Below are 23,591 nucleotides of genomic sequence, written 5' to 3' on the forward strand. Positions count from 1 at the left end.
CTCCTGGTTTCGGGATATCCCGAACCGTACGCCACCCGGTGGGGCGAAGATCACAAGCCCCGCCTCTCATCCGGGCGCCCTGTGCTCAGTACGGTGAGCTCGTGCCGAAGAGCAAGAACACGTTCTCATCCTGGCGGGGCCGCCTCGTCCAGCGTGCCGTCCACGCGGGCTGGGCCTGGGTGCAGCGCACCGGCTCCGTCACCGCCGAGCGTCCGGGAGGCTTCCGCTTCGGCGCGCTGGGTGCGCACAGCCGGCTGGCCTTCCCGCTCGGCACGGTCTTCGGCGAGCCCTGGATCCATGTCGGCTCCCACTGCATCGTCGGCGAGCAGGTCACCCTGACCGCGGGTCTCATGCCCGACCTCGACCTCGGCCCGGAGCCCATCCTGCGCATCGGCGACGGGGTCGTGCTGGGGCGCGGCAGCCATGTCATCGCCGACACCACGGTGACCATCGGCAGCGACTGCTACTTCGGGCCCTATGTGTACGTCACCTCGACGAATCACTCGTACGACGATCCCCACGAGCCCATCGGCAAGCAGTGGCCGCGGATGGAGCCGGTGGAGATCGGGCCGGGGTGCTGGATCGGGACCGGGGCGGTGATCCTTCCCGGCGCGCGGATCGGACGGAACGTCGTGGTCGCCGCCGGGGCCGTGGTCCGGGGTGTGGTGCCGGACCACGCCGTGGTGGCGGGGGCGCCGGCCCGGGTCGTACGGCGATGGACGGAGGGGGAGGGGTGGCAGCCGCCGCTGCGGACTCCGGCGCCGGTACCGATCCCTCCGGGGGCTACCGCGGATGAGTTGAACGCGTTGGCGGGGTTGGACGAGGAGGCTGTGGCGAGGTTGGCGGAGCTGGACTGAGGCGCCTACCAGGGTGCCGGAACCGGTTGTCGGGCGACTGCGGGTGAGTGGGGGCTGGTCGCGCAGTTCCCCGCGCCCCTTAGGGGGTTGCAGTACTACCCCGTCGCCAGGAGCACGGTGCCCACCAAGGCAAGACCCGCCCCCGCTGCCTGAAGGGTTCTCAGGCGTTCGTTCAGGAGGCCGCGGGCTGCCAGGGCCGTCACCACCGGGTAGAGGGAGGCCAGGACCGCGGCGACCGTGATCGGGCCGTGTCGGGCGGCTATCGCGTAGGTGCCGTTGGCCGCGACGTCCGCCAGGCCGACGAAGGCCAGGGCGGGGAGGGAGTGCCAGGGGAAGCCGGTCGGCGGGAGGGCGGGGGTGCCGCGCCTCACCGAGACGTACAGGGCCGCCCCGCCGATGCCCACATTGACCAGGCGCTGCACGAACAGGGCCAGGAACAGGCTGGTGACGGTCGTGGACGCCTCCGCGATCAGGGCGAACACCGTGCCGAAGCCGAGGGCCGCGATCAGGGTCAGGACGATGGCCTGGCGTTGTACCGGGGCGCCGCGCAGCTGGGGTCCGCCCGCGAGGACCACTCCCGTGACGGCGACCGCGATCCCCGCGGCCTGCACCATCCCGGGCCGTTCGCCGAGGAAGAGGCCGACGCCGACCGGGACCGCCACGCTCAACGTGCCCAGCGGGGAGACGACCCCCATCGGGCCCAGGGCGAGCGCCTTGTAGAAGCAGATCAGGGCGACGGGTCCCGCCAGACCCGCGGCGAAGGCGAACCAGAGGCGCGGTCCAGCCCCGCTCCAGCCGCCCGTCGCCACCACGATCGCCCCGAGGACGGCCGCCGCGATCCCCTGCGACACGACCACCACCGTGAGCGCCGGGAGCCGTCGGGTCAGCACGCCGCCGCCGAAGTCGGCCAGCCCCCACAGCAGGCTGGTGGCCAGGGCGAAGAATGCCGTCACGGGGTGCCTCGCAGTACAGTTCGGTGAACGATCGGGTGCATCCCACCGTAGTTCATTCGGCTGCACTAAGTCATACAGAATATTGGACGTGACGTGTCGGACCTCGACCTGCTGACCCAGTCCCTGGCGCGCAACGTCAAGCGCTGGCGGACCGAGCGCGGCTTCACCCTGGACGCCCTCGCGGCCCGAGCCGGGGTCAGCCGCGGCATGCTGATCCAGATCGAGCAGGCCCGCACCAACCCCAGCCTCGGCACCGTCGTGAAGATCGGCGACGCCCTCGGCATCAGCATCACCACCCTGCTCGACTACGAGCAGGGTCCCAAGGTGCGGGTCGTCCCGGCCGAGCAGGTGGTGCGGCTGTGGAGCACGGAGGCGGGCAGCTGGAGCCGGCTCCTCGCGGGCACGGAGGCGCCCGGCCCGCTGGAGATGTGGGAGTGGCGGATGATGCCGGGCGAGAGCAGCCGGTCGGATCCGCACCCCGTCGGGACCGTCGAGATCCTGCACGTCACGGAGGGCGAGATGACCCTGACCGTCGACGGGGTCGAGCACCGGGTCCCGGCCGGGGCGAGCGTCACCTTCGAGGCCAACGCCGAGCACGTGTACGCCAACCAGGGCGACGTCCCGGCTCGCTGGATGCTCGCCGTCTCGGTGCCGGGCGTGTCCTGAGCGGCTGTTAGCGTGCCGCCATGGACGCACCCCTCGGACACTTCGACCACGCCGCCCCCGCCCCGGACGCCCTCGACGAGCTGATCGGCCCGGTCGCCGACGCCGTACGCCACTGGAGCGGCAGCGTCCCCGCCGAGCAGATCGTGTACGTCGACACCGACCCCCGGTGGGCCGACACCGCGGTCTTCGTGGAGCACTACGGCCGGGAGCTCCTGGAGCGGTCGGCGAACTGCGTGGTCGTCGCGGGCAGGCGGGGCGGCGAGACCACGCTCGCGGCGTGCGTGGCGCTCTCCACCACCCGGGTCGACGTCAACGGTGCCGTCCGCCGCCAACTCGGCGCCCGCAAGGCCTCGTTCGCCGCCATGGACACCGCGACGGGGGAGACCGGCATGGAGTACGGCGGCATCACCCCGCTCGGACTCCCCGCCGACTGGCCGGTGCTGGTCGACCCGGCCGTCGTGGACCTGCCGTACGTCCTCGTCGGCAGCGGGCGCCGGCGCGGGAAGCTGCTGGTGCCGGGGAAGGCGTTCGCCGAACTGCCCGGCGCGGTGGTGCTGGAAGGGCTGGGCGTCGCCTGACCTCACGCGTGGGCATGGTGGGCGAGGGCGTGATGCGGGTCCGTCTCGCCCGGTACCGGGGCCGGATCGGCGTGCACCAGCGCCGCGGTGAGGCGTGGCACGGCGTGCAGCAGGGCGTGCTCGGCCTCGACGGCGACGGCATGCGACTGACGTACCGTCATCTCCCCGTCCACCACGACCGCCACCTCCGCGCGCAGCCGGTGCCCGATCCAGCGCAGCCGCAACTCGCCCACTCCGCGCACCCCTTCGACGGTCCGCAGCGCACTCTCGGCCCGGTCCACCAGGGCCGGGTCGACGGCGTCCAGCACCCGCCGGAACACCTCGCGTGCCGCGTCCCGCAGGACGAGGGCGATCGCGGCCGTGATCGCCAGCCCCACGATCGGATCGGCGAGTTGCCAGCCGAGGGCGGAGCCGCCGGCGCCGACGAGTACGGCCAGTGAGGTGAACCCGTCGGTGCGGGCGTGCAGTCCGTCCGCCACCAGCGCCGCCGAGCCGATCTCCCGGCCCACCCGGATGCGGTGGCGGGCCACCCATTCGTTGCCCGCGAAGCCCACCAGCGCGGCCGCGGCGACCACCGGGACATGGGCCACGGGACGCGGATCGAGCAGCCGGTCGATCGCCGCCCACCCCGCGAAGGCCGCGCTCGCCGCGATGGTCAGCACGATCGCGATGCCCGCGAGGTCCTCGGCGCGGCCGTAGCCGTAGGTGAAGCGGCGGGTGGCGGCGCGCCGGCCGAGGACGAAGGCGATGCCCAGCGGTACGGCGGTCAGCGCGTCCGCCGCGTTGTGCACGGTGTCACCGAGCAGCGCGACGGACCCCGACACGGCCACCACCGCCGCCTGCGCGAGGGCCGTCGCACCCAGCACCGCCAGGGAGACCCACAGCGCGCGCATGCCGCGCGCCGAGGACTCCAGGGCGGCGTCGAGCTTGTCGGCGGTCTCGTGGGAGTGGGGGGTGAGGAGGTGGGCGAGGCGGTGGCGGATGCCGGGACGCGCGTGTCCGTGCGGATGAGCGTGATGGTGATCGTGGTCGTGGTCGCTCACGTGATGCCCCTTCCTGTGTGCGGGAGTGGACGGACCGCGCCCACGGGACCATTATGTGCGTATGAGCGCACGCATGCACCTGTCACCTGCGCACGATGCGCACCCGCGCACCCCCGGCGAGGAGCAGTTCGCCCTCGCCGCCGAGCTCCTCGCCCTGCTCGGCGACCGCACCCGCCTCACCCTGCTGCACGCGCTGACCAGGGGAGAGGCCGATGTCACGACCCTCACGGAGGCATGCGGGGCGGCCCGGCCCGCCGTCAGCCAGCACCTCGCGCGGCTCCGGCTCGCCGGTCTGGTGACCACGCGGAAAGAGGGGCGCCGGGTGATCTACGCCCTGCGCGACGGCCACCTGCGCCGTCTGGTCGACGAGGCGCTGAACGTGGCCGACCATCGGCTCAGCGACCGGCCGGTGCACGACTGAAGGCTCGGTCGGGCGCTCAGGGCGGCTCGGTCGGGTGGCTGAGAACGGCTCGGTCGGACCGCTCAGTACGTGGCCGCCGTACCGAGGTACTGCTCCGCGAACGCGGCGGCCGCCGCGGGGGAGGTGAACAGGCGGCGGAGGCGGGCGAAGGTGGTGCCCGCGCGGTACTCGTCGCCCGAGGAGGTGCCGTGGTAGACCTCCGAGAGCCACTGGGAGAACTCCTGGTAGTCCCACACGCGCCGCAGACAGGCCTCGGAGTAGCCGTCGAGGCCGCTGCCGTCGCCCTCGCCGAGGTAGGCGACGAGGGCGTCGCCCAGCAGGAAGGCGTCGTGCAGGGCGAGGTTCATGCCCTTCGCGGCGATCGGCGCGGTCAGGTGCGCGGCGTCTCCGGCGAGGAAGAGGCGGCCGAACGTCATGGGTTCCACGACGTAGTTGTGCATGTCGAGGACACGCTTCTCGATCAGCCGGCCCTCGGTGAGCGGTGGGGTGCCGTCCGCCCCGAGTCGCAACTGGAGCTCGCTCCAGACCCGTTCGTGGGACCAGTTCTCCGGGTCGTCGCCGGGCGGGCACTCCAGGTAGTAGCGGGTGACCTCGGGGCTGCGGGCCATGTGCCCGGCGAAACCGTGCGGGTGGATGCCGAACAGGACGCAGTCGGAGGACGGCGGCGCCTCCGCGAGCAGCGCCAGCCAGCCGATGCCGTAGTCGTGCCGGGAGACGGTGGTGGTCGGCGGCAGGACCGTGCGGGTCACCCCGCGCGCGCCGTCGCAGCCCGCCACGAACTCGCACTCCACCAGCTGCCGTCGACCTGTCTCGGGATCGGTGTACGACACGGAGGGCCGGGGCGACTCCAGGTCGTGCAGCTCGATGTCCCGGACCCCGAACCGGATCTCGCCGCCCCGCACGTCGGCGTACTCGCGCACCAGGTCCGTCACCAACAGCGGCTGCGGATAGACGAAGTGGTGCTGTCCCGTCAGCTCGCCGTAGGCGAAGCGGAAGCGGTCGCCGGCGAAGCGGAACTCGCACTCGGTGTGCAACTGGGCCCGCTCCAGCAGGGTGTCGGCGAGACCGCGCCGCTCCAGACCGCGGACGGCCCACTCCTCGATGACCCCGGCGCGCGGCCGCTGCTCGATGAACGCGCGGGTCTCCACCTCCAGGACGAGGCAGTCCATGCCCGCGGCACGAAGGATGTTGCCGATCGTGAGTCCGGCGGGCCCGGCGCCGACGATGACGACCGGAAAGCGCTGTGGCGCACCGGAGTTGGGGTGGGAGGTCACCCGCACATTATGTCGGCGGTCCACGGAACCGGGCAGGGCGGACCGGGTGCCTCCACACGCGGAGACACCCGGTCCGCTCCCCCCTCGGGTCTCAGTGCGCGGGCGCGTCCGTGACGACGACCTCCTCGATACTGCGCTCGATCTCCGCCGCCGGGGACGCGGTGGCCCGGGCCCAGTAGTAGATCACCAGGGAGAACACCGCGATGAGCAGGATGTCCCACCACAGCGGGATGCGCCCCGAACCCCCGCCGAAGCCGCCCTGCCACGAGATCAGGCCCATGCCCACCAGGTAGACCGGCAGCCACTGGGCGGCCCTCCAGTTCATGCGCGGCGCGCCCGGCAGCTCCTTGGCGAGGGCGTACAGGGCGTAGCCGCCGAGCAGCAGGTAACCGAGCACGATCGCGATGCCGAGCCGCCACAGCGTGTGCCAACCCGCCCAGTAGATGATGAGGTTGGCGACCACGAAGGACACCGGGGACAGGATCGAGCCCGCGGGCAGCCGGTAGGGCCGCTCGTACCGGGGCAGTCGGTCGCTGAAGACGCCGTACGCCAGCGGGGCGCCCGCGTACATCAGGACGCTCGCCGAGGTGATGAAGCTGACCAGCTGCTGCCAGCTCGGGAAGGGCAGGAAGCAGACCACACCGGTCACGAAGGAGATGGCGAGACCGAACCAGGGCACGCCCCGGTGGTCGGTGCGCTCGAACAGCTTGGGCGCGTAACCGTTCCTGGACAGGCCGTAGGAGACCCGGGAGGTCGCGGTCGTGTAGATGAGGCCGGTGCCGCCCGGTGAGATCACGGCGTCCAGGTAGAGGACCACGCCCAGCCAGCCGAGGCCCACGAGCGTCGCGAGACCGGCCCAGGGGCCGCTGATGCCGGGGTAGTCCAGCTTCGCCCAGCCGTGCGCGAAGGTGCCGTGCGGCAGCGCGCCGATGAACACGACCTGGAGGAGTACGTAGATGACGGCGCCGATGGCGACCGAGCCGATGGTCGCGCGCGGCAGGTCACGCTCCGGGTTGCGGCTCTCGCCGGCCAGTTGGATCGCCTGCTCGAAGCCCAGCAGGGCGAAGATGATGCCGCTGGTGCTGATCGCGCTCAGCACGCCCTTGGCACCGAACGGCGCGAACCCCTCGGAGTGGAAGTTGCCCGGGTGGAAGTTGCCGACCGCGATGATGAAGATGGTCGCCAGGGGCACGGCGATCTTCCACCAGGTGGCGGCGCTGTTGGTGTGCGCGAGCACCCGTACGCCGAGGAAGTTGACGACCACGAAGACGGCCATGAGGACGATGGCGACGAGGAATCCGCTCGTGGTGAGCGTCTTGTCGGCGTGCTGGAATCCCCGCGCCCACGACCAGTGCCCTGCATAGCCGATCATCGCCTCGACCTCGATCGGCGCGACGGTGGCTGCCTGGAGCCAGGAGAACCAGCCGAACGACATTCCGGCGAGGCCGCCGAAAGCGTAATGCGGATATCGGGCGGTGCCGCCCGCCACCGGGAACATTCCGCCGAGTTCCGCGTGCACGAGGGCGAGCAGCACGATCGCCACCGCGCCGATGATCCACGAGATCATGGCCGCGGGGCCGGCCACGACGACCGCCTCCTGGGCGCCGTACAGCCAGCCGGAGCCGATGATGGAACCGACCGAGGCCCACATGAGCCCGATCAGCCCTATGTCCCGCCGCAGGCCGCCGCCGGGCGTCCCCTTTGTCTCAGGTGCCGAATCGACGCTTACCATAATTTAGGGCGCCTCTCACGAATTACACATATTTGCTGTGCGGGCGGCCCCAGATTACGAATCAACCGCCTTTGGGTTAAAGGCGGTTGTCGCATATTTGACTTCTTTACGGTGAATTTCTTGCGAGCGTTTCAGGAATTCGTGAGGAAATCAGCCCAGGCGGGGGATCTCGATCGCCGGGCACCTGTCCATGACCATCTCCAGGCCTGCGGCGCGGGTGCGGTCGTACGCCGGCTCGTCGATGACGTCCAGCTGGAACCACACGGCCTTGGCGCCCTTGGCGACCGCCTCGTCGGCGACGGGGCCGGCGAGGTCGCTGTTGACGAACACGTCGACCACGTCGACGTCGAAGGGGATCGCGGCCAGGGACGGGTAGCCCTGCTCGCCGTGCACCGTCTCGGCCTTCGGATGCACCGGCACGATGCGCTTGCCGTACCGCTGCAGGACGTCGGCGACGCCGTAGGCCGCGCGCCGCTGGTTCGAGGACAGGCCCACGATGGCCCAGGTGTCACCGAGCTCGGTGAGGATCTTGCGGATCGTTGCCGGGTCGCCGTACACGCTCGGCCTCCTTGGGATTCGTGCGGGGGTTCGCTGTGGCCGACAACAGCGCGTCGGGCCCGGTGATTCCTCGCCCTCGCGGCGGTTCACGGGCGGGGGAACGCCGTAAGGCCGGGTCCGGGCCGCCCGGTCGCGTCGGTTTCCGTTTCCGAATCCGCGCCACCTGCCCCCGCCGGGCCCGCCGCCCGCCTACGCTCGCCCCGTGCTGCGCATCATCGACGCCCGAACCGGCGAGTCCGTCGACGCCGTCCCCGCCCGCAGGGGCCTGACCCGAGTCGAGGTCCACGTACCGGGCTACGACGCCTCCGCCCTCCGTGTCCTGCTCGTCGCCGACGTCCTCCTGCGCGCCCTGGAGCTCGGCGGCACCCCCGTGTGGGCGCTGCTCACCGCGGACCGGGACCAGGCCGAACTGCACGCGGGTGCCTCCGCCCTCGGCATCCGGCCCTTCGAGGACCTGTGGGAGGTCGGCCCCGCGTGGGGCGAGTCGCAGGTCGTCCACGTGGTGGGGGAGGGCGGCGCGACGCCGGACGGCGTACGGGTCGTCGTCGCGCCCGTCGAGCCGCCGGGGCTCGCCGGGCTCTCCGGCCCAGCGGGCGTCGTCGCGTCCGTCGAGGCCTCGGGCAAGGTGGCCGGCACCGAGCCCGCCGTGGTCCGGCTGGCCCTGCTCACCCCGCCCCGGAGCACGCCCGCGCGGCTCGACGCGAGCGCCCTGGGCCAGGCCCACGAGACCCTCGTACGCTGGCGTCGGGCCGTCGCCGCGTGGGCGCGGCAGCCGTCCCGGCCCGTCCCCGACGAGGTGCGCGGACGGCTCCGGACCGCCTGGGAGGACGACTTGGACGTACCCGAAGTGCTGCGCGTGCTGCAGTGGGTCGAGGAGTCGGGGCTCCCGGAGGGCGCCCGCTTCGAGACGTACGCCTACGCGGACCGGCTGCTCGGGCTCGAACTCACCCGTGACCTGGGATGCCCGTCATGATCGAGCGTGCCGGAGCGGGCCCGCTGCGCCGACTCGTCGTCCTCAGACACGCCAAGTCCGCCTGGCCTCCGGGGGTGGCCGACCACGAGCGACCGCTCGGACCGCGCGGGCACCGGGACGCGCCGGAGGCGGGCCGTGTCCTCGCCGCGTCCGATCTGCTCCCCGACCTCGCCCTGTGCTCCACCGCCGTGCGCGCCCGGCACACCTGGGAGCTGGCCTCCGCGCAGTGGGGCACCCCGCCGCCGGTGCGGTTCGACCCGGAGCTGTACGGGGCCGACGTACCGGAACTGCTGGCGGCCGTGCGCGCGACGCCGCCCGAGATCGTCACGCTCCTGCTCGTCGGGCACAACCCCGGCCTGGAGGAACTGGTCCTGACACTGGCAGGGGACGGACTCGACGACTCGCTGGAGGAGGTGCGGGTGAAGTTCCCGACGTCGGCGATCGCGGTACTGGCGTGGCACGGGACCACCTGGCGGGCCCTGGACCCGGGGTCGGCGCTGCTCACGTCGGTGATGGTGGCGCGGGGCAAGAAGTGACCCCGGCGGCGCGGGCGTCGGAGCCCGGTCCCGGCCGGCCCGGCTGCCGGGGGAGGTGCGGCCGGCCGCAGCCCCCTGCCGGAGACCCCGGTGCGCCCCTGACCACGGACTAGGCTGGCCGGATGCAGGACGAGTACCGCACAGTGGCCCGCGCGGGTGTGCACGAGACCGAGGTCAACCGCTCCCGCTTCCTGTGCGCCCTCGCTCCGGCGGCCACCGAACAGGAGGCGCAGGACTTCGTCGCGTCCGTCCGCAAGGAGCACGCCGACGCCAGCCACAACTGCTACGCGTACGTCATCGGCGCCGACGCCGCGATCCAGAAGGCGAGCGACGACGGCGAACCCGGCGGCACCGCAGGCGTCCCCATGCTCCAGATGCTGCTGCGCCGCGACATGCGTTACGTCGTCGCCGTCGTCACCCGCTACTACGGCGGCGTCAAGCTCGGCGCGGGCGGCCTCATCAGGGCGTACGGCGGCGCGGTCGGCGAGGCCCTGGACACCCTCGGCACCCTCACCCGCCGCCGCTTCCGCCTCGCCACCGTCACCGTCGACCACCAGCGCGCCGGCAAGGTGGAGAACGACCTGCGCTCGACCGGCCGCGAGGTACGGGACGTCCGCTACGGCGAGGCCGTCACCATCGAGATCGGACTTCCCGACGCGGACGTGGACACGTTCCGCGGCTGGCTCGCGGACGCGACGGCGGGGACGGCGGGGTTCGAGCTCGGGGGAGAGGCGTACGGAGACGCCTAGTTGTGCTTTTTCGGGCATAACGGTCCCGTCGGAGTGTGGTCATGACGGGTCGATACGGGAGTAACCGCTCGTGATGTCAGACCCGGCCGTTAGGGTCGGGGATCATGAGGCTGCTGCACACTTCCGACTGGCATCTCGGCCGGGCCTTCCACCGGGTCTCCATGCTCGGGGCCCAGGCCGAGTTCATCGGTCATCTCGTCGCGACCGTGCGGGAGCGCGGGGTGGACGCGGTGGTCGTGTCGGGGGACGTGTACGACCGTGCGGTGCCGCCGCTGGCCGCGGTCGAGCTGTTCGACGACGCGCTGCACCGGCTCGCCGACCTCGGCGTGCCCACCGTGATGATCTCCGGGAACCACGACTCGGCCCGCCGCCTGGGAGTCGGTGCCGGACTGATCGGGCGCGCCGGTGTCCATCTGCGCACCGAGCCCGCCGCGTGCGGGACGCCGGTGGTGCTGACCGACGCGTACGGTGACGTGGCGTTCTACGGCCTTCCCTATCTCGAACCCGCCCTCGTGAAGGGTGAGTTCGGGGTGGAGAAGGCGGGGCACGAGACCGTGCTCGCCGCCGCCATGGACCGCGTCCGCGCCGACCTCGCCACCCGCGCGCCGGGCACCCGGTCCGTCGTCCTCGCCCACGCCTTCGTCACCGGCGGCGAGGCCAGCGACAGCGAGCGGGACATCACCGTCGGCGGAGTCGCCGCCGTGCCCGCCGGCGTCTTCGACGGGGTCGACTACACCGCCCTCGGCCACCTGCACGGCAGCCAGACCATCACCGAGCGCGTGCGCTACTCCGGCTCGCCGCTGCCGTACTCCTTCTCGGAGGCCGACCACCGCAAGAGCATGTGGCTGGTCGACCTGGACGCCGAGGGTGCCGTCACCGCCGAGCGGGTCGACTGCCCGGTGCCGCGCGCGCTGGCCCGGATCCGGGGCACGCTCGAGGAACTGCTCGCCGATCCCCGGCTCGTGCGCCAGGAGGAGGCGTGGGTCGAGGCCACCCTCACCGACCCGGTCCGCCCCGCCGAACCCATGGCCCGGCTCAGCGAGCGGTTCCCGCACACCCTCAGTCTCGTCTTCGATCCCGAGCGGGCGCCGGACGACCCCGACGTGTCGTACGCGCGGCGGCTGGCCGGACGCAGCGACCAGGAGATCGCGGAGGACTTCGTGGCCCATGTGCGCGGCGCCGGACCCGACGAGCGCGAACAGGCCGTGCTGCGCGAGGCGTTCGACACCGTGCGCGCCGACGAGGCCGTCCGGGAGGTGGCGCGGTGAGGCTGCACCGGCTCGACATCACCGCCTTCGGCCCCTTCGGCGACTCCCAGACGGTCGACTTCGACGCACTGTCCGCGGCCGGACTGTTCCTGCTGCACGGCCCGACGGGCGCGGGCAAGACCTCCGTGCTCGACGGGGTCTGCTACGCCCTCTACGGCGCCGTACCGGGCGCCCGGCAGAGCGGCCAGGGCCAGACCCTGCGCAGCGACCACGCCACGCCGGGCACCCGCACCTCGGTCACCCTGGAACTCACCGTCGCCGGACGGCGGTTGGAGATCACCCGGCAGCCGCCCTGGGAGCGCCCCAAGAAGCGTGGCACCGGCTCCACCCTCGACAAGGCCCAGAGCTGGCTCCGCGAGCACGACGGCACGGCCGGCACCTGGAAGGACCTGAGCCGGTCCCATCAGGAGATCGGCGAGGAGATCACCCAGCTGCTCGGCATGAGCCGCGAGCAGTTCTGCCAGGTCGTGCTGTTGCCCCAGGGCGACTTCGCGCGCTTCCTGCGGGCCGACGCCGAGGCCCGCGGCAAGCTGCTGGGCCGGCTCTTCGACACCCACCGCTTCGCCGAGGTCGAGAAGCGGCTGGCGGAGCGCCGCCGTACGGCCGAGGCGCAGGTGCGGGAGGGCGACGCCGCCCTGCTGGCCGACGCGCACCGCATGCAGCAGGCCGCCGGCGACGCCATGGAACTGCCCGAGCTGGCCCCCGGCGAGCCCGGGCTCGCCGAGGCCGTCCTGAGCGCGGCCGCCGTCGCCCGCGCCACCGCCCGGGAGCAGCTGACGATCGCCCACTGCGGGCTCGCCGCCGCCGAGTCCCGTCAGGCCGCCGCCGAGCGCGACCTGGCCGACGTACGCGAAGTCGACCGGCTTCAGCGGCGGTTCGCCCAGGCACGCGAGCGTGCCGCGCTGCTGGAGGAGCGCGCCGACGGCTACCACCAGGCGCAGGCCCGGATGGAGCGGGCGCGCAAGGCGGGGGCGGTGGCGCCCGCGCTGGAGCTGCGGGAGGCCGCCGAGGACGAGCACCGGAATGCCGCCGCGGCCGAGGCACGCGCGCGTGGGCTGCTGCCGGAGACCTACGCGGAGGCCGGTGCCCCCGGACTCGCGGCCGCCGCACGCCGGGCCGCCGAGGAGCTCGGCGGGTTGGACTCGGCCCGGCGTGCCGAGCAGCGGCTCGCCCAGCTCGTCGCGGAACGCGCGGACCTGGAGCACGAGGAGCGGTCCGACGAGGACGTCCTCCAGGAGGCCGAGACCTGGCTCGCCGGGTGGGAGGAGTCCCGCGCGGGACTCCAGCAGGGCGTCGAGTCCGCCCAGGAGGCGGCCACCCGTGCCGAACAGCTCGCCGTACAGCGGGAACCCGCCCGCAAGCGGCTCGCCGCCGCACGGCAGCGCGACGAGTTCGCCCGGGACACCGACGACGCCCAGCGGCAGGTGATCGAGGCGACGGAGCGCGCCCTGAAGGCCCGCGCCGAGTGGCTGGAGGTCAAGGAACAGCGGCTGAACGGCATCGCGGCCGAACTGGCCGCACAGCTCACCGACGGCGAGCCGTGCGCGGTCTGCGGCGCCGTCGAGCATCCCGCGCCCGCCCGCAAGGACGCCGGGCACGTCGACCGGGAGACCGAGGAGCGAGCCCTCGCCGCCTCGCAGCGCGCCGACGAACAGCGCGCCGAGGCAGAGCGGCGCCTGGCCTTCGTGCAGCGGGCCCTGGCCGCCGCCCAGGGCGAGGCCGGTGACACCTCCACCGAGGAACTCGCCGTCCAGGTCGAGGAGTTGGAGCGCGAGTACACACAGGCGCGTGGCCTCGCCTCCGCCCTGCACACCGCGACGGAACAGCTGCGGCAGGCCGAACGGGAACGCGAGCGACGCCTGACCGCCCAGCAGGAGGCCGCCGTACGCACCGCCTCGCGTGGTGCCCGCCGGGACGCCCTGGACCGGGAACGGACCACCCTGGAAGCCGAGTTGGCCGAGGCACGGGGTGCGGCCGCCAGCGTGGCCGTGCGCGCCGCCCAGCTGGAGCGCCAGGCCGCGCTGCTCACCGGCGCCGCCGACACCGCGCGCGTCGCCGAGGACACCGCCCAGCGGCTCAAGGACGCCGACGCCCGGCTCGCCGACGCCGCCTTCCGGGCCGGCTTCGACACCCCGCGGGCCGCGGCCGCCGCCCTCCTCGACGACGCGGCCCACCGCGACCTCCAGCAGCGGCTGGACGCCTGGCAGGCCGAGGAGGCCGCCGTCCGGGCCGTACTCGCCGAGACCGACACCGCCGAGGCGGCCCGGCGACCGGCCGCCGACGTGCCGGGGGCGGAGCGGGCCGCGGCCGACGCGACCCGCCGGGTCCGCGAGGCCGCCTCCCAGTGCGACGCCGCCGCCCGGCGCTGCGCCGAGCTCGACCGGCTCTCCGTCCGTGCGGCCACCGGTCTCAGACAGCTCGCCCCGCTGCGTGACGAGTACGACCGGGTGGCCCGGCTGTCCGCCCTCGCCGCCGGCACCTCCGCGGACAACGAACGCAAGATGCGCCTGGAGTCCTATGTCCTCGCGGCACGACTGGAGCAGGTGGCTGCCGCCGCGACCGTACGCCTGCAACGGATGTCGTCCGGCCGCTACACCCTCGTCCACTCCGACGACCGCACCGGGCGCGGCCGCAGCGGGCTCGGGCTGCACGTGGTCGACGCCTGGACCGGGCGGGAGCGGGACACGGCCACGCTGTCGGGCGGCGAGACGTTCTTCGCCTCGCTCGCCCTGGCCCTCGGCCTCGCGGACGTCGTCACGGACGAGGCGGGCGGGGTCCGGCTCGACACCCTCTTCATCGACGAGGGCTTCGGCAGCCTCGACGACCAGACGCTGGACGAGGTCCTCGACGTGCTGGACTCCCTGCGGGAGCGCGATCGCAGCGTCGGCATCGTGAGTCACGTAGCGGATCTGCGGCGGCGGATCCACGCACAGCTGGAGGTCGTGAAGGGGCGGACGGGGTCGGTGCTCAGACAGCGCGGCGGGGGCTGAGGTCAGCGGCCCAGCGGCCGCCGGGGCAGCGGCGAGGAGTACACCACGCTCGTGGTCACCGATCCCAGCGTGCCGATCCGGCCCGACACCTCCTCCAGGTGGCGCATCGAGCGGGCGGCGACCTTGATGACGAAGCAGTCGTCACCCGTGACGTGGTGCGCTTCCAGGATCTCCGGCGTCACCGCGACCAGGTCGTGGAAGGGCTTGTAGTTGCCGTTGGGGTACCTGAGGCGGACGAACGCCAGGATCGGAAGGCCGAGCCGGTCGGGGTCCACGACGGCGGCGTACCCCTGGATGACGCCCGCCTCCTCCAGCCGCCTCACCCGCTCGGTGACCGCGCTCGGCGACATCGAGACGGCGCGGGCCAGCTCGGCGAAACTGGCCCGGCCCTCCCGCTGGAGGACATCGAGGATGCGCCAGTCGGTGGCGTCCGGGGAATATGCGGTCATGCCCGAGAGATAGCAGGGGAATCCCCGGTGCGGCAAGGTTCACGCCGGGGAATCCCCCTTCCCGGCCGCGATCATGGACCGTAGATTTCCTGTCATGACGACAACCCAGACCCTCACCGCGAACCCCGTCCTGCGTGTCGCTCCCGCCGCCCCGGCCGAGGCCGCCGCCTACTTCCGGGCCAGCCTGGTCTTCCACGCGGACGTCTCCGACGTCGCCGCCGCGCTCGGGGCCGACGGGGACCCCGGCTTCGTCGTCCTCGACTCCCGCTCCACCGCCGCCTGGGACCAGGGCCACGTCCCGGGCGCGGTCCACCTGCCCACCGCCCTCATCCCGGAACAGGCCGAGCAACTCCTCGACAGGTCCGTGCCGGTGGTGACGTACTGCTGGGGTCCGGGCTGCAACGGGGCCACCCGCGCCGCGCTCGCCCTCGCCGAACTCGGCTACCAGGTCAAGGAGATGCTCGGCGGCTTCGAGTACTGGGTGCGCGAGGGCTTCGAGTTCGAGACCGGGGAGGGCCGTGAGCGGCGCGCCGCCGACCCGTTGACCGCACCGACCGACGCCGAGGACTGCGGCTGCTGAGCCTCGTGGAATTCAGTGGGGTTCCTGTGCAGGTGCAACCCTGAGGTTCCGGTGCGTGTAGGTTCTGGCCCATGGTGCGATACGCGGAGCCGGGCGCGGTGGAGTGGGTGGAGTCGGGCGGCGGCCCGCTGATAGCGGTACCGGAGACGGTGCTGCCGTTCTGGGCGGGCGCCGACGGCGACGAGACGGCCTCCGACTACGACCGGGCCTGCGAAGTCGACGGCTGCGTGGGCCTGTTGCCGGTCGGCGACGCGGCCGCCCTGGTCCTCGGCGACGAGCCCGCCTCGACCTCCTACCTCCCCGACCACGACACCTTCGTACGGTGGTGCGCCGCCGACTCCGAGGACGAACTCCTCGCCGAGGTGCCCGACGCCCTCGCCACGGCCGCCTGGGAGGAGGAGGTGAGCTGGGCGGTACCCGGCCCGGTCGTCCTCTTCGACGCGGCCTGGCCCGGCAACGACTCGGTGAACACCGACCACTTGAAGGTCTCGCTCGCACCCGGCCGGTACGCGGTGCGCGCGGCCAACGTGCGCCCCGGTCCCGAGACCTGGCTGGGGCTCGTCCAGTTGCGGCGACTGCCCGACTGAGGACCGTTCACGCACGCTACCGACGCGGCCGGGAGGACCGAACCGCCCGCACGTCACCGAGGCGGCCGGAGGACCGAACCGCCCGCACGCCACCGAGGCGGGCCGGAGAACCGGCCCGCCTCGGAGTACGGCTGACGGGGCGCACCCCGGGTCACCGACTCCGGGAGCGCCCCGCGAGGTGCGTCAGAGCCGCGCCAGCTCGTCGACCAGGTCGTCCAGGCCGAGCGAGCCCTGCGACAGCGCCGCCATGTGCCAGGCCTTGAGGTCGAAGGCCTCGCCGTGCCGCTGCCGCGCCTTCTCCCGGCCGAGCAGCCAGGCCCGCTCGCCGAGCTTGTAGCCGATGGCCTGGCCGGGGATCGTGAGGTAGCGGGTCAGCTCGCTCTCCACGAAGTCCGCCGGACGGCTGCTGTGCGCGCCGAAGAACTCCTGTGCCAGCTCGGGAGTCCAGCGCTCGCCCGGGTGGAAGGGGGAGTCGGCCGGGATCTCCAGCTCCAGGTGCATGCCGATGTCGACGATGACCCGGGTGGCCCGCATCATCTGCGCGTCGAGATAGCCGAGCCGCTGCTCCGGATCCGTGAGGAAGCCCAGTTCGTCCATCAGCCGCTCCGCGTACAGCGCCCAGCCCTCGGCATTGGCGCTGACCCCGCCCACCGCCGCCTGGTAGCGGGACAGGTTCTCCGCGACATGGGCCCACTGCGCGAGCTGGAGGTGATGGCCGGGGACACCCTCGTGGTACCACGTCGAGACGAGGTCGTAGACCGGGAAACGGGTCTGGCCCATCGTCGGCAGCCAGGTGCGGCCGGGACGCGAGAAGTCCTCCGACGGAGGCGTGTAGTAGGGCGCCGCCGCACTACCGGGCGGGGCGATGCACGACTCCACCCTCCGCACCCGCTCGGCGAGTTCGAAATGGGTGCCGTCGAGCGAGTCGATCGCCTGGTCCATCAGGCCCTGGAGCCAGTCGCGGACCTCGTCGACGCCGTCGATGTGCTTGCCGTGCTCGTCGAGGTGGGCGAGCGCCGCCCACGGCGTCGCGGCGCCGGGCAGGATCTTCTCGGCCTCCTGCTTCATCTCGCCGAGCAGCCGGTGGTACTCGGACCAGCCGTACGCGTACGCCTCGTCCAGGTCGAGGTCGGTGCCGTTGAAGTAGCGGGCCCAGCGGGCGTACCGCTCGCGGCCCACCGTGTTCGGGGCGCCCGCGATCGTCGGCGCGTACACGTCCCGCATCCAGTCGCGCAGCTCCGCCACGGAGGCGGTCGCGGCGCGGGCGGCCTCGTCCAGCTCGGTGCGCAGCGCGTCGGGGCCGGCCGCCGCGAAGTCCTCGAACCAGCCCCGGCCGTTGCCGTCGGTGTCCGCCCACTCGGTGAGCTGCTCGACGAACGTGGCGGTCGGACGGGGGGCGGCGTGCAGCTTGCGCTCCAGGCCGAGCGCGAGGGACTCGCGGTAACCGGCGTACGCGGCCGGCACCGCCCGCAGCCGCTCGGCGATCGCCGCCCAGTCCTCCTCCGTCTCCGTCGGGGTGACGGTGAAGACCTCGCGGATCGAGTGCGCGGCCGTGGCCATGTTGCCGACCGAGCGCAGCCCCTCCTCGGCCTCGTGCACGGCGAGTTCGGCGGTCAGCCGCTCCCGCAGGAGCCGGCCGCACCGGCGCTCGATGTCAGTGTCGGCGCCGGGCTGCCGCTCGGCCTCGTCGAGCTTGGCGAGGGTGGCCCGCGCAAGCTCCGCGAGGGCCTCCTGGCCCGCCGGTGAGGTATCGGGAAGCTTGCTCGAACTCTCCTTCACACCGAGATAGGTACCGGTGACCGGATCGAGGGCGATGAGCTCGTCGACGTAGGCGTCGGCGACCTGACGGGGCAGCGGGATCTGGGTCTCAGACATGCGGTCCATCCTCATACGCGGACCGCGCGGGAGTCACCCCGATTCCGCTGTCGGCGTGGCAGGCGGAAGGAGCGGCCCGCAGTCCCACTGCTGGAAGATCAGCCGTGTCTCCACCCGGGCCACCTCACGGTGTGCCGTGAACTCGTCGAGCACCAGCCGCTGGAGGTCCGTCATGTCCGCGACGGCCACATGCACCAGGTAGTCGTCAGGACCGGTCAGATGGAACACGGTCCGTGACTCCGGCAGCGCCCGGATCCGCTCCACGAACGGCCCCACCAGCTCCCGCCGATGCGGCCTGACCTGCACCGACAGCAGCGCTTCGAGGCCCCGGCCGAGCTTCGCCGGATCCAGCCGCAGCTGATGGCCCAGGATCACGCCCGAGCGGCGCAGCCGGGTCACCCGGTCCAGACAGGTCGACGGGGCGACGCCGACCTGCGCGGCGAGGTCGCGGTAGGTGGTCCGTGCGTCGTTCTGGAGCAACCGCAACAGATGCAGGTCCACCGGATCCAGTACGACGGATTCGGCCATCCGCCGAACGTAGCACGGGGTTCCACCCAAGAACACCGGTCAGTGTTCACTCTTGCGGCCATGGACTCAGCGCGCACACCCACCGCGTCCCGTACGCCGCTCAGAGCACTGGCCACCGAGGCCGTCCACGCCGGCCGCGACGATCTCGCCCGGCAGGGACTGCACGCCCCGCCCATCGACCTGTCGACGACCTACCCGTCCTACGACAGCCGCGACGAGGCGAACCGCATCGACGCCTTCGCCACCACCGGCGCCGAACCGGACGGACCGCCCGTCTACGGCCGGCTCGGCAACCCGACCGTCGCCCGCTTCGAGACCGCGCTGGCCCGACTGGAGGGCACCGAGGCCGCGGTCGCCTTCGCCAGCGGCATGGCCGCGCTCACCGCGGTCCTTCTCGTACGGGCCTCCCTGGGCCTGCGCCACGTCGTCGCCGTTCGCCCGCTGTACGGGTGCAGCGACCACCTGCTCACCGCCGGGCTCCTCGGCACGGAGGTCACCTGGACCGATCCGGCGGGAGTGGCCGACGCGCTGCGCCCGGACACCGGCCTGGTCCTGGTGGAGTCCCCGGCCAACCCCACCCTGGCCGAGATCGACCTGCGGGCCCTGGCCCACTCCTGCGGCTCCGTGCCCCTACTCGCCGACAACACCTTCGCCACTCCCGTGCTCCAGCGCCCCGCGGAACACGGCGCCCGGCTGATCCTGCACAGCGCCACCAAGTACCTCGGCGGCCACGGAGACGTGATGGCGGGCGTGGTGGCCTGCGACGAGGAGTTCGCGGGCCGGCTCCGGCAGATCCGTTTCGCCACGGGAGCGGTCCTGCACCCGCTGGCCGGCTACCTCCTGCTGCGAGGCCTCGCCACCCTCCCCGTCCGGGTGCGGGCGGCCGCCGCGAGCGCCGCCGAACTCGCCCGGCGCCTCACGGCCGACCCCCGCGTCACCCGGGTCCACTACCCGCGCATCGGCGGCGCCATGATCGCTTTCGAGGTCGCCGGCGACCCGCACGAGGTGATCGCGGGAGTCCGCCTGATCACCCCGGCGGTGAGTCTCGGCAGCGTGGACACCCTCATCCAGCACCCGGCCTCGATCAGCCACCGCATCGTGGACGCGGACGACCGCCGAGGCGCAGGGGTCAGCGACCGGCTGCTCCGGCTGTCGGTGGGGCTGGAGGACGTGGACGACCTGTGGACGGATCTGACCACGGCACTGGACGGCGTCCTCTAGGGGCGCGGGCTGCTGTTGACGCGCGGCTCCACGGCGGCGAGTCGCGCGGTGATCACCAAGGTGCCTTCCTCGATCTGGTAGTCGAGGGGCAGCTCGAGACCTCGCATCGCGGCCACCATGCCCGTGTTGGACGACTGCGTCACCGCGTACACGCTCTCGCACCCGGCCTCGGCCGCCATGGCGACCAGCCGCTCCAACAGCTCGGCGCCGATACCGCGCCGCTGCCACGCGTCCTCGACGAGCAGCGCGACCTCCGTCTCGTCCCCGTCCCACAGCAGGTGCCCGAGCCCCACGATCCGCCCCGAGGCGGTCTGTACGGCGAGGGTGCGGCCGTAGCGCGGACTGAGCAGGTGGTTGAGATACCGGTCGGCGTCACCGACGGGTCCGTGGTACCGCATGCTCAACGTCCGCGCGGAGCACCGCTCGTGCATCTCCCGCGCGGCCTCGAGATCACTTGTGTCGGCCCGCCGCACGGTGATGTCGTGGCCCTCGGGCAGCGTCAGCACGTCCTGGCTGTGCGGGATCCGCGGCCCGAGCCGGGCGTCCAGCTCGACCAGGGCGCGGGCCCGGGCGAACTCGGTCGGCGTGAACGGCAGATACGGCCGCTCCACGGTGATCACTCCGCCTTCCGGCGCCCGCAGCCGCATCACCGTGTCCTCGAGGACTCCCTCCACGGGCACGCCCTCCGGGCCGCGTCCGCCTCCCACCGGTGCGGCGGGCAGCGACCGGATGGTGCAGCGGCCCAGCAACTGCCGCAGGGCCAGCGGGAGTTCCGCCGCGTCCAGCGCGGTGCGGGTGGCCAGGCCGAGCACCCGGGTCGGGGCGTCCACCAGGTCATGGGTGTCGGCCCGCTCGATCCAGGTGTCGCCACCACCGGCCCGGGCGACGGCCCGGGTGATCTCGGCCCCCTCCAGCGAGCCGGGGGCCCGCAGCAGGAACTCGTCGACCGTGCCCTCGGCCAGCGGATGGGTCTGGAGGCTGAGGATGTCCACCCGGTGTCCGGCCAGGGCCGTGCACAGGGCGGCCAGTGAACCCGGTTCGTCCTTCACCGTCGTCCGCATCCGCCACAGCGTGGTCTCCGTGGCCACGGTGTCCGTGCCCGGTGCCGGCTGCTCGGAGGGCCCGGCCAGGTCCCCCTCGGGCAGTGGCCGGGCGCCGGTATCGCTCGTCGGGGGCGCGTGGCCGTGGCGGCGTGACCACCACAAGTGGAACCCCGCCGTGGCGACCAGAGCGACCGCCGAGATCACCAGCAGCGCCGTACCGTCCGGGCCGTGCCCGATCAGGTTCGCCACGGTGTCCGCCACCGCGACGGCCGTGAACAGGGCCGCGAGTTCGATCACGTCGCGCCGCCAGTGGTGGACGGGGCGACCGTGTTTCGCACGGGTCACATCAGACATGTCTCGAGTCATGCAGCCACTGTGGAGGAACGGTGTTGCGTGATCACGAACGCATTGTGACTGATCGGTAAAGTGTGATTCCGCACTTTCGTCCCCTTTTCAACGTTTCGGTGCCGGTTGAGTCCTGACGGACTCCGGTACCCCGAACTACGTCATGCAGCCGCCTCCCTGTTCAGGGGGTCGCGCAGCCGTCCAGCGTGGTGACCGCCAGCTCCTCGGGACCGACCCGCAGATGGAGGGGATCGTCGGCGCCGATCCTGGACAGCGCCTCACGACCGCGAGCAGCGCCACCGAGGCCACTTGGGGGGAGGTCAGGAAGCCCGCGAAGAAGCGCGGATGGTCCACGGTGCCGACGGGCGTCGCGCCCCGGGAGGTCTCCGGTCCCAGGCGCTGTCCGCCCGCCGCGGACTCCCGCGCGGAGGGTCGGCGGTAGGCCACGGCCTGCAAAGATCGCGTCATGGAAAAACCGTAGAGGCGACCACTGACAATCGGCCCCAATGCGAAGGCGCCGTCCTCGACGGGGAGTTCGCAGGCCGCGCACCGGGGGATGACGCCGATGCGCGACCCGCCGTCGAGGGTACGGGAGTTACTGGCCCACCCGGCCCGGCTGGAGGACCTGGGTGAACAGCACGGTGCCGTCCGCCTCGCGCAGGCGTACCGTCAGCTCGCCGCTGTGGCCGTCGATGTCGACCTCGCCGAAGAACTGGTAGCCGCCGGCGGGGGAAACGTTCGAGGCGGTCGGCGCCTTCACGAACACCCGCTCCGGTCCGAAGGTGTTGTCGAGCGCGCTCGCCGGGAAGGCGCCCGCGTTCAGCGGCCCCGAGACGAACTCCCAGAACGGCTCGAAGTCGGTGAACGCGGCTCGCGAGGGCTGGTAGTGCTGCGCCGAGGTGTGGTGGACGTCCGCGGTCAGCCACACCGTGCCCGTGATGCGACGGTGCTTGATGTACCGCAGCAGTTCGGCGATCTGGAGCTCACGCCCGAGCGGCGCCCCCGGGTCGCCCTGGGCCACCGCCTCGATGTTCGGCTTGCCCTCCGTGGCGTCGGGCACGACCAGGCCGAGCGGCATGTCGGAGGCGATCACCTTCCACACCGCCCGCGAGCACGCCAGCTCGCGCTTGAGCCACTCCAGCTGTTCCCGGCCGAGGATGCCCTGCGGGTCCACGGTCTGGTCGTCGGGCGAGTTGGCGTTGCGGTACGTCCGCATGTCCAGCACGAACACGTCGAGCAGCGGGCCCTGCCGCAGCACCCGGTGGACCCGGCCGTCCCGCGCGCCCGGGCGGAGCGTGGAGATGGGGAAGTACTCGCTGAACGCGCGCCGGGCCCGGCCCGCCAGCACGTCGACACGCTTCTCCGTGTAGCGCGTGTCGGAGTCGATGATCGTCTGGCCCGGGTACCAGTTGTTGCGGACCTCGTGGTCGTCCCACTGGATGATCGACGGGACCTGGGCGTTGAACGCCCTGAGATGGTGGTCGAGCAGGTTGTAGCGGAAGTTGCCGCGGAACTCGGCCAGCGTCTCGGCGACCTTGGACTTCTCCTCGGTGGTGATGTTCCGCCAGGTGCCGCCGTCGGGCAGCGCGGCCGTCGCCGTGATGGGGCCGTCGGCGTAGATGTTGTCGCCGCTGCACAGGAAGAAGTCGGGGTCGAGCCCCGCCATCGCCCGGTAGATCGTGTAGCCGCCGAAGTCGGGGTTGATGCCCCAGCCCTGGCCCGCGAGGTCGCCGGACCACAGGAACCGCACGCCGTCCCTGCGCTTGCCGGACACCGTGCGGAAGGTGCCCGCGACGGGCTCTCCGGTGCGGCGGGGGTCGTCCGGGTCGGCCAGCAGCACCCGGTAGTGGATCTGCTCGCCCGACGGCAGCCCGTGCAGCCGGGTCGTACCGGTGAAGTCGGTGTCCGGGCCGAGCAGCGGGCCGTGCCACCGGCGCGGGTTGCGGAACGACTCGGTCGCCGACGTCTCCACGATCATCCGGGCCGGGCGGTCGGAACGCACCCACACCAGACCGGAGTCGGAGGTCACGTCTCCCGTCTGCACGCCCCAGCCCGCCCCTGGGCGCCCGGAGAGCGCGAAGGCCGGGGCGGCTCCGGCCGCCGCGGGCAGGGTGAGGGCCGCCGACGCGGCGAGGGAGCCGCGCAGAACGCTGCGGCGTCCGGGGAGCGGACGGTGTGACATGGAGGCGCCTCCAGGGACGGGATCCGGACAGTGTGCGCTGCCACAACTACTGGGGCGCCGCAGCGCGTACGGAAACCGGAAGTGAACAACCGACCGCGGGAACAAGGGAACCCGTGTGCGAAAAGCGCGGTCGCTCACGGCCGGGCCCGCGTCGATGTCCAGAAGTACGGCGCGGTTGATCGC

22 protein-coding genes and 1 pseudogene are annotated in these 23,591 nt (G+C 72.7%); 12 read left to right on the plus strand and 11 right to left on the minus strand.

All coding sequences use genetic code 11. The features are described 5' to 3' along the window. Positions 1 to 101: 101 nt before the first annotated feature. Positions 102 to 857 (plus strand): acyltransferase, encoded by a 756-nt coding sequence (locus OHN19_RS36855; RefSeq protein WP_330268332.1) that lies wholly within the window; start codon positions 102 to 104, stop codon positions 855 to 857. A gap of 95 nt (positions 858 to 952) precedes the next feature. On the opposite strand, the gene OHN19_RS36860 is transcribed toward OHN19_RS36855, so the two are convergent. Further along, positions 953 to 1,810, minus strand: coding sequence for a DMT family transporter (locus OHN19_RS36860; protein WP_330268333.1), 858 nt, complete (start codon positions 1,808 to 1,810; stop codon positions 953 to 955). A gap of 93 nt (positions 1,811 to 1,903) precedes the next feature. Here OHN19_RS36860 and OHN19_RS36865 point away from each other — a divergent pair, with 93 nt between their 5' ends. After that, on the plus strand, positions 1,904 to 2,476 hold the full coding sequence (locus tag OHN19_RS36865; protein ID WP_330268334.1) for an XRE family transcriptional regulator: 573 nt from the start codon (positions 1,904 to 1,906) through the stop codon (positions 2,474 to 2,476). A 20-nt stretch (positions 2,477 to 2,496) separates the two neighbouring features. After that, a complete protein-coding gene (locus OHN19_RS36870; RefSeq protein WP_330268335.1) occupies positions 2,497 to 3,054 on the plus strand; it encodes a YbaK/EbsC family protein in 558 nt (185 codons plus the stop codon). A gap of 2 nt (positions 3,055 to 3,056) precedes the next feature. Here the strand turns inward: OHN19_RS36870 and OHN19_RS36875 are convergent, their stop codons facing one another. Then, positions 3,057 to 4,097 (minus strand): cation diffusion facilitator family transporter, encoded by a 1,041-nt coding sequence (locus tag OHN19_RS36875; RefSeq protein WP_330268336.1) that lies wholly within the window; start codon positions 4,095 to 4,097, stop codon positions 3,057 to 3,059. 61 nt (positions 4,098 to 4,158) lie between these two features. Between OHN19_RS36875 and OHN19_RS36880 the strand changes: the two genes are divergently transcribed. After that, a complete protein-coding gene (locus tag OHN19_RS36880; protein WP_330268337.1) occupies positions 4,159 to 4,518 on the plus strand; it encodes a metalloregulator ArsR/SmtB family transcription factor in 360 nt (119 codons plus the stop codon). Between the two features lie 62 nt (positions 4,519 to 4,580). Here the strand turns inward: OHN19_RS36880 and OHN19_RS36885 are convergent, their stop codons facing one another. The 3 genes from OHN19_RS36885 to OHN19_RS36895 form a co-directional block, all read right to left on the minus strand. Continuing rightward, complete coding sequence (locus tag OHN19_RS36885; RefSeq protein WP_330268338.1) at positions 4,581 to 5,792, minus strand: 4-hydroxybenzoate 3-monooxygenase; 1,212 nt, start codon at positions 5,790 to 5,792, stop codon at positions 4,581 to 4,583. Between the two features lie 91 nt (positions 5,793 to 5,883). Then, positions 5,884 to 7,524, minus strand: coding sequence for an APC family permease (locus tag OHN19_RS36890; protein ID WP_330268339.1), 1,641 nt, complete (start codon positions 7,522 to 7,524; stop codon positions 5,884 to 5,886). 150 nt (positions 7,525 to 7,674) lie between these two features. Then, a complete protein-coding gene (locus tag OHN19_RS36895; protein WP_330268340.1) occupies positions 7,675 to 8,082 on the minus strand; it encodes a CoA-binding protein in 408 nt (135 codons plus the stop codon). Between the two features lie 202 nt (positions 8,083 to 8,284). On the opposite strand from OHN19_RS36895, the gene OHN19_RS36900 reads away from it, so the two are divergent. From OHN19_RS36900 to OHN19_RS36920, 5 genes are all read left to right on the plus strand, one after another. Then, positions 8,285 to 9,055, plus strand: coding sequence for a hypothetical protein (locus OHN19_RS36900; RefSeq protein WP_330268341.1), 771 nt, complete (start codon positions 8,285 to 8,287; stop codon positions 9,053 to 9,055). Beyond that, positions 9,052 to 9,591: a histidine phosphatase family protein gene (locus tag OHN19_RS36905; RefSeq protein WP_330268342.1), complete on the plus strand. Its 540-nt coding sequence runs from the start codon at positions 9,052 to 9,054 to the stop codon at positions 9,589 to 9,591. Before OHN19_RS36900 ends, OHN19_RS36905 begins: the two co-directional genes overlap by 4 nt. A gap of 122 nt (positions 9,592 to 9,713) precedes the next feature. Beyond that, on the plus strand, positions 9,714 to 10,340 hold the full coding sequence (locus OHN19_RS36910; RefSeq protein WP_330268343.1) for a YigZ family protein: 627 nt from the start codon (positions 9,714 to 9,716) through the stop codon (positions 10,338 to 10,340). Between the two features lie 104 nt (positions 10,341 to 10,444). Further along, positions 10,445 to 11,608: an exonuclease SbcCD subunit D gene (locus OHN19_RS36915; RefSeq protein WP_330268344.1), complete on the plus strand. Its 1,164-nt coding sequence runs from the start codon at positions 10,445 to 10,447 to the stop codon at positions 11,606 to 11,608. Next, positions 11,605 to 14,598 (plus strand): SMC family ATPase, encoded by a 2,994-nt coding sequence (locus OHN19_RS36920; RefSeq protein ID WP_330268345.1) that lies wholly within the window; start codon positions 11,605 to 11,607, stop codon positions 14,596 to 14,598. The genes OHN19_RS36915 and OHN19_RS36920 overlap by 4 nt, the downstream gene beginning before the upstream one ends. A 2-nt stretch (positions 14,599 to 14,600) precedes the next feature. On the opposite strand, the gene OHN19_RS36925 is transcribed toward OHN19_RS36920, so the two are convergent. Beyond that, positions 14,601 to 15,047: an Lrp/AsnC family transcriptional regulator gene (locus tag OHN19_RS36925; protein ID WP_330268346.1), complete on the minus strand. Its 447-nt coding sequence runs from the start codon at positions 15,045 to 15,047 to the stop codon at positions 14,601 to 14,603. A 94-nt stretch (positions 15,048 to 15,141) separates the two neighbouring features. On the opposite strand from OHN19_RS36925, the gene OHN19_RS36930 reads away from it, so the two are divergent. Together OHN19_RS36930 and OHN19_RS36935 are read left to right on the plus strand one after the other, a co-directional pair. Continuing rightward, the gene (locus OHN19_RS36930; protein ID WP_330268347.1) at positions 15,142 to 15,627 is read left to right on the plus strand and encodes a rhodanese-like domain-containing protein; all 486 of its coding nucleotides are present in this window, start codon (positions 15,142 to 15,144) and stop codon (positions 15,625 to 15,627) included. A 71-nt stretch (positions 15,628 to 15,698) separates the two neighbouring features. Continuing rightward, the gene (locus OHN19_RS36935) at positions 15,699 to 16,214 is read left to right on the plus strand and encodes an immunity 21 family protein (protein ID WP_330268348.1); all 516 of its coding nucleotides are present in this window, start codon (positions 15,699 to 15,701) and stop codon (positions 16,212 to 16,214) included. 183 nt (positions 16,215 to 16,397) lie between these two features. On the opposite strand, the gene OHN19_RS36940 is transcribed toward OHN19_RS36935, so the two are convergent. Then, positions 16,398 to 18,089 carry a DUF885 domain-containing protein gene (locus OHN19_RS36940; protein ID WP_330268349.1) on the minus strand — a complete coding sequence of 564 codons (1,692 nt, stop codon included), beginning with the start codon at positions 18,087 to 18,089 and terminating at the stop codon, positions 16,398 to 16,400. A 33-nt stretch (positions 18,090 to 18,122) separates the two neighbouring features. After that, positions 18,123 to 18,617: an Lrp/AsnC family transcriptional regulator gene (locus OHN19_RS36945; RefSeq protein WP_330268350.1), complete on the minus strand. Its 495-nt coding sequence runs from the start codon at positions 18,615 to 18,617 to the stop codon at positions 18,123 to 18,125. Positions 18,618 to 18,677: 60 nt separating this feature from the next. On the opposite strand from OHN19_RS36945, the gene OHN19_RS36950 reads away from it, so the two are divergent. Beyond that, positions 18,678 to 19,838: a trans-sulfuration enzyme family protein gene (locus OHN19_RS36950; protein ID WP_330268351.1), complete on the plus strand. Its 1,161-nt coding sequence runs from the start codon at positions 18,678 to 18,680 to the stop codon at positions 19,836 to 19,838. On the opposite strand, the gene OHN19_RS36955 is transcribed toward OHN19_RS36950, so the two are convergent. The 3 genes and pseudogenes from OHN19_RS36955 to OHN19_RS36965 form a co-directional block, all read right to left on the minus strand. Further along, on the minus strand, positions 19,835 to 21,235 hold the full coding sequence (locus tag OHN19_RS36955) for a GNAT family N-acetyltransferase (protein WP_330268352.1): 1,401 nt from the start codon (positions 21,233 to 21,235) through the stop codon (positions 19,835 to 19,837). The genes OHN19_RS36950 and OHN19_RS36955 overlap by 4 nt on opposite strands. Before the next feature lie 187 nt (positions 21,236 to 21,422). Beyond that, positions 21,423 to 21,694: pseudogene (locus OHN19_RS36960) on the minus strand (hypothetical protein); the annotation flags it as partial. A gap of 127 nt (positions 21,695 to 21,821) precedes the next feature. Next, positions 21,822 to 23,408: an alkaline phosphatase D family protein gene (locus OHN19_RS36965; protein ID WP_330268353.1), complete on the minus strand. Its 1,587-nt coding sequence runs from the start codon at positions 23,406 to 23,408 to the stop codon at positions 21,822 to 21,824. Positions 23,409 to 23,591: the final 183 nt, after the last annotated feature.

This window comes from Streptomyces griseorubiginosus (genome assembly GCF_036345115.1).
Taxonomy (GTDB): domain Bacteria; phylum Actinomycetota; class Actinomycetes; order Streptomycetales; family Streptomycetaceae; genus Streptomyces; species Streptomyces griseorubiginosus_C.

Excerpts from the sequence above, each read along its gene's own strand:
- OHN19_RS36950 (WP_330268351.1), top strand. The coding sequence starts at position 18,678 with ATGGACTCAGCGCGCACACCCACCGCGTCCCGTACGCCGCTCAGAGCA.
- OHN19_RS36880 (WP_330268337.1), top strand. The coding sequence starts at position 4,159 with ATGAGCGCACGCATGCACCTGTCACCTGCGCACGATGCGCACCCGCGC.
- OHN19_RS36905 (WP_330268342.1), top strand. The coding sequence starts at position 9,052 with ATGATCGAGCGTGCCGGAGCGGGCCCGCTGCGCCGACTCGTCGTCCTC.
- OHN19_RS36870 (WP_330268335.1), top strand. The coding sequence starts at position 2,497 with ATGGACGCACCCCTCGGACACTTCGACCACGCCGCCCCCGCCCCGGAC.
- OHN19_RS36910 (WP_330268343.1), top strand. The coding sequence starts at position 9,714 with ATGCAGGACGAGTACCGCACAGTGGCCCGCGCGGGTGTGCACGAGACC.
- OHN19_RS36930 (WP_330268347.1), top strand. The coding sequence starts at position 15,142 with ATGACGACAACCCAGACCCTCACCGCGAACCCCGTCCTGCGTGTCGCT.
- OHN19_RS36965 (WP_330268353.1), bottom strand. The coding sequence starts at position 23,408 with ATGTCACACCGTCCGCTCCCCGGACGCCGCAGCGTTCTGCGCGGCTCC.
- OHN19_RS36915 (WP_330268344.1), top strand. The coding sequence starts at position 10,445 with ATGAGGCTGCTGCACACTTCCGACTGGCATCTCGGCCGGGCCTTCCAC.
- OHN19_RS36890 (WP_330268339.1), bottom strand. The coding sequence starts at position 7,524 with ATGGTAAGCGTCGATTCGGCACCTGAGACAAAGGGGACGCCCGGCGGC.
- OHN19_RS36955 (WP_330268352.1), bottom strand. The coding sequence starts at position 21,235 with ATGTCTGATGTGACCCGTGCGAAACACGGTCGCCCCGTCCACCACTGG.
- OHN19_RS36940 (WP_330268349.1), bottom strand. The coding sequence starts at position 18,089 with ATGTCTGAGACCCAGATCCCGCTGCCCCGTCAGGTCGCCGACGCCTAC.
- OHN19_RS36945 (WP_330268350.1), bottom strand. The coding sequence starts at position 18,617 with ATGGCCGAATCCGTCGTACTGGATCCGGTGGACCTGCATCTGTTGCGG.
- OHN19_RS36935 (WP_330268348.1), top strand. The coding sequence starts at position 15,699 with ATGGTGCGATACGCGGAGCCGGGCGCGGTGGAGTGGGTGGAGTCGGGC.
- OHN19_RS36925 (WP_330268346.1), bottom strand. The coding sequence starts at position 15,047 with ATGACCGCATATTCCCCGGACGCCACCGACTGGCGCATCCTCGATGTC.